Origin of the sequence: Pseudoduganella sp. RAF53_2 (genome assembly GCF_052113985.1) — a bacterium.
Taxonomy (GTDB): domain Bacteria; phylum Pseudomonadota; class Gammaproteobacteria; order Burkholderiales; family Burkholderiaceae_D; genus Rugamonas.
The window spans coordinates 1-4,412 of record NZ_JBFRDW010000514.1; the positions used below are offsets into that span (position 1 = coordinate 1).

The 4,412-nt window shown below is 63.9% G+C and carries 4 protein-coding genes and 1 tRNA gene; all 5 read left to right on the top strand.

Annotated features, from left to right (window positions below; all coding sequences use genetic code 11):
* The coding region (locus tag AB4Z11_RS24250; RefSeq protein ID WP_442028250.1) for a hypothetical protein at positions 1-904 on the top strand (904 nt) is incomplete at its 5' end.
* A 62-nt stretch (positions 905-966) separates the two neighbouring features.
* Positions 967-1,314 carry a hypothetical protein gene (locus AB4Z11_RS24255; RefSeq protein ID WP_442028252.1) on the top strand — a complete coding sequence of 116 codons (348 nt, stop codon included), beginning with the start codon at positions 967-969 and terminating at the stop codon, positions 1,312-1,314.
* Positions 1,315-1,323: 9 nt separating this feature from the next.
* A complete protein-coding gene (locus AB4Z11_RS24260; RefSeq protein ID WP_442028253.1) occupies positions 1,324-2,478 on the top strand; it encodes a methyltransferase in 1,155 nt (384 codons plus the stop codon).
* Between the two features lie 50 nt (positions 2,479-2,528).
* Positions 2,529-2,605: transfer RNA gene (locus AB4Z11_RS24265), tRNA-Met, on the top strand.
* Positions 2,606-2,712: 107 nt separating this feature from the next.
* Complete coding sequence (locus AB4Z11_RS24270; RefSeq protein ID WP_442028255.1) at positions 2,713-4,338, top strand: acid phosphatase; 1,626 nt, start codon at positions 2,713-2,715, stop codon at positions 4,336-4,338.
* The last annotated feature ends 74 nt before the right edge of the window (positions 4,339-4,412 follow it).

The window sequence follows — 4,412 nt, forward strand, 5'->3', positions numbered from 1 at the left end:
CCAGAATCTGACTCCTGCGACGTCGCAGGATGCTAAACAGACACGTACGGCTCCGGTGAAGAACGCGGACGCGGGCAGCGCTGTGTCGCTGTCGAGCCAGGGGATCGATATGCAAAAGCGGGTTGCCGACCTGGGCAATTCGACCGTGGACCTGGCGCAGAATCTGCTCGGTTCCTTCGCCCAGAACCTGTTCGGCGACCAGGCCAAAGGCGCAACGATTTCTTTCGATTCGGTGACGCTGGAATCCAGCTCGACGCTCGCTGCGGGCGTGATGCACAGCGAAGATGCGAACGGCGTCACCGACGCCGCTGCCATGAGCCTGACCGACAGCTCGCATTTCCTCGGCAAGGGCACGATCACCACGGCCGACGGCCGCAAATTCGACTTCGAAGTCGAGATCAAATATCAGGCGTCGGCACAGGCAGGCGCCGCAGCGACCAGCGTGCCTTCGCGCCGCGCCGAGATGGCCGACCAGAATCCGGCCATGCCGCTGCCGACCGTCGAGTTCCCGGACATCGACTTCCCAGGCTCGCTGGCCGACCTGTTCAAGCTGATGGAGCACAATCACGACGTCTCCATCCAGCAGAAAAAGGACAGCGGCGATGGCGCCGACGAACTGGGCAAGCTGTCCATGCGCCTGCTGAAGCTGGTCAACAGCGACAGCAAGCTGGATACCTACGCACCGGCGAACAAGGCCAAGGAAGTCGCCAACGCCTATGGCGCCACCGCGCAGAAAGCCGACGCCCCTGCCGCGGCGCCAGCCCCGGCACCAACTCCTGCACCGGCTCCAGCGGACGCAACGCCAGCGCCCGCCCCTGCCCAAGCTGCGGCGCCCGCACCGGCAGCCGAGGCGGCGCCAGCCGCAACACCGGCCGCCGGCCAGGCCCAGCCACCTTCTGCATAAAAAAAGCGGCTCCGGCCGCTTTTTTATTGTCACAAATCCGGTGGCTTGCACGTCTTAGGTGCATGAACCCTATCCTGATCTACCGCCATCCGGACTGCGAGCGCTGCGCGCAGTATGCTGCCATGCACCATCGCTTCGACTGGCTCCGGCTGGTCAGCGACACCACCGAGCCACCGCCCGGCCGGCCGCCCTTGCGCAAGGGCGAGATCGTGGTGCGCAAGAATGGCTGCCTGCTGGAAGGGCTGGACGCCGCGCGCGCCATCATGCGCGCCATCCCACTTTACTGGCTGTTCGCGCCGCTGCTGCTCATCCCGCAAGCACGGCGCAGAATCGATGCCGATGCGCGCGGAGAGCTGGGCGCCTGCGATATATCGGCTGGGCCGGGAGGCGACGCAGGCGGGTGCGTATAATGGCGCCCCATGCAAGCATCTCAAGAACAACTGATCCACTGGACCGAACAGGGCGAACCGCGCTCCGCGCGCTGGCATTCGGAAGCCGGTAATCCGCCGCCCAAGCGCGTGCAGGTCGCCGATGACACCATGAACGCCGACACGGCTTATCGTCTTGCCTGCGAAGGCACGGCGCTGCTGTGGCGTGGCGACTTCCAGAACGCGCGCCAGCTGCTGCAGGCGCTGGCCCGTCGCGCCGACCACAAACACGGCAAGGGCAAGAAGAAGGCCGCGAAAGCGCCCGCCTCGCCCACCGAAGCTTTCCACCTGCATCGCCAGGCGCAGTCACAGCGCGCGCGCACGCTGGCCATGCTGCTGATTCCTTTCGAACCTGGCTACGTCATTCCGCTGCGCCGCGCGCCGGACGTGAAGCTGGCCTGCAATGAAGCCTACGGGCGCGGCGAAGACGCCTTCGTGATTTCGCTACGCGAGCTGCAAGGCCTGATCGGCGCGCACGAATGGCGCAAGGCCGGCGTGGCGATTCCCGCGCTGGACGGTGAGCACATTCACCCGCACTACGGCGTGTTCTCGCCGGTGCGCGGCGAATACGTGCAACTGGTAGCCGATGCGCCGCTGCCGAAAAATACGCAACTGGCCTTTGATATCGGCGCGGGTACGGGCGTGCTGTCCGCCGTACTGGCCAAACGCGGCATCCCGCACATCGTGGCCACCGATATGGACCAGCGCGCGCTGAGCTGCGCCCGCGACAATATCGCCCGCCTCGGCCTGCACGACCAGGTCGAGTTGATCGAGGCCGACCTGTTCCCGGAAGGACGCGCACCGCTGGTGGTGTGCAACCCTCCCTGGGTGCCGGCGCGCCCCAGCTCATCGATCGAATACGCGGTGTACGACCCGGACAGCAAAATGCTGCGCGGCTTCCTCGCCGGACTGAAAGACCATCTGGAACCTGGCGGCGAAGGCTGGCTGGTCATGTCCGACCTGGCGGAGCATCTCGGCCTGCGCCCGCGCGAACAATTGCTGGGATGGATCGCCGCTGGCGGCTTGAAGGTGCTGGGCCGCACGGATGTGCGTCCGGTGCACCCGCGCGCTGCCGATCCGTCCGATCCGCTGCATGCCGCCCGTTCCGCTGAACTGACCTCGCTCTGGCGTTTGGGCATTGCCTGAAATCCGACCTTGCGGAAGCTGTGAGCACGGTATATAATGCTTGCCTCAGACGCGGGGTGGAGCAGTCTGGCAGCTCGTCGGGCTCATAACCCGAAGGTCACAGGTTCAAATCCTGTCCCCGCAACCAAATTCAAAAAGCCGCTGGTTTCAGCGGCTTTTTTCATTTCCAGCAACCTTGGCAGGAAGCAAGCTTGTCATATAATGGCCAGCTCACCGTATCACCAAGGACCCGCAATGAATGACCAGCCAAGCAAGCCTTCCCGGCGCCAGATTTTCCGCGCCGCAGCCGCCACCGGTATTGCCACTGCCCTGCCAAGCGCGATGGTGGAAGCCAAACCGGCGCCGAAGCACACTTCGCTGGACGCCAAGCTGAAGGCCAACGTCAAACATGTGGTGGTGATCTATCTGGAAAACCGCAGCTTCAACAATCTGTTCGCCGACTTCCCTGGCCTGGCCGCGCCGATGTCCGCACTGAAGCCGGCCGACTACCAGCAGCGCGATTACGATGGCAGCATCCTGCCTACCTTGCCGAAGATCTGGGGCGGTCTGGTGCCGACGCCGCAGGACATCGGCGGCAAGCGCTATGAAGTGAAGGAAGAGCACATCCAACATCTGCCGAACGCGCCGTTCAAGCTGAGCGATGCGGAAGGCAAGCCGCTGCCGGAATCCGTGATCACGCGCGACCTGTGGCACCTGTTCTACCAGAACCAGATGCAGATCAACGGCGGCAAGAACGACGGCTTCGTCGCCTGGGGCAATACCGGCGGCATGGTGATGGGCCACTATGGCGAAACCAGCAAGAACCTTGGCCTGTGGCAGGTGGCACGCGAATACACGCTGTGCGATAACTTCTTCATGGCGGCATTCGGCGGATCTTACCTGAACCACCAGTTCCTGATTTCGGGCCGCACACCGGAATATCCGGACGCGGCAAACAGCGTCGCGAAGAAAAAGATTTGCGCACTGTCCGATGGCCCAACCGGCACGCGTCTGGCGGTTTCGCCCGACAATCCCAAGTCCGCACTGGATGGCAAGCCGGTGTACGTCAACGACGGCGCCATCACGCCAGACGGCTTTGCGGTCAACACCATGGCCCCGCCCTATCAGCCGAGCTATATTCGTCCGGCTGCGGGCGGCGATACCACGCTGGCCGATCCGAACGATCCGGCCGTGCTGCCGCCACAGACTTACGACACCATTGGCGACCTGCTGTCGCGCAAAGGCGTGAGCTGGGCATGGTATGGCGGCGCCTTCCAGGCTGCGCTGGACGCGAAAGGCGGCGGTCCCAAGCCGAACTTCCAGTACCACCACCAGCCCTTCAATTACTTCAAACAGTTCGGCCCCGGCACATCGGCCCGCTCCGAGCACCTGCGCGATGGCGGCCTGGGAGACAGCCCGATCTCGAACAAATTCCTGGCCGATGTGGTGGCAGGCAAGCTGCCTGCGGTCACCTTCTACAAGCCGCAGGGCAACCTCAACCTGCACGCAGGCTACTCGGATGTGGAGTCCGGCGACCAGCACGTGGTCAATGTGCTGGAGCATCTGAAGAAATCTCCGCAGTGGAAAGATATGGTCGTGGTCGTTACCTTCGATGAAAACGGCGGCTGGTGGGATCACGTGGCGCCGCCGAAGGGCGACCGCTGGGGTCCGGGTTCGCGCATTCCGGCGATCATCGTGTCGCCGCATGCGAAGAAGGGCGCGGTGGACCACAGCTTCTACGACACCACGTCCATCCTGCGCTTCATCACGCGCCTGCACGACCTGCCGCTGCTACAGGGTCTGGACGTGCGCAACAAGGCCTTCGCCGAGCGCAGCGCCCTGYCACCGGGCGACCTGACAGGGGCGCTTGCCTTCCGCTAAAGCAGTTGCCTGTGTTACACTGCGGTCCGATTTTGTAATCGAATGGCGGCGATACCCAGCGCAGTAAATGGGGA

Coding starts and splice junctions, on each gene's coding strand:
- AB4Z11_RS24255 (WP_442028252.1), top strand. CDS start 967: ATGAACCCTATCCTGATCTACCGCCATCCGGACTGCGAGCGCTGCGCG.
- AB4Z11_RS24260 (WP_442028253.1), top strand. CDS start 1,324: ATGCAAGCATCTCAAGAACAACTGATCCACTGGACCGAACAGGGCGAA.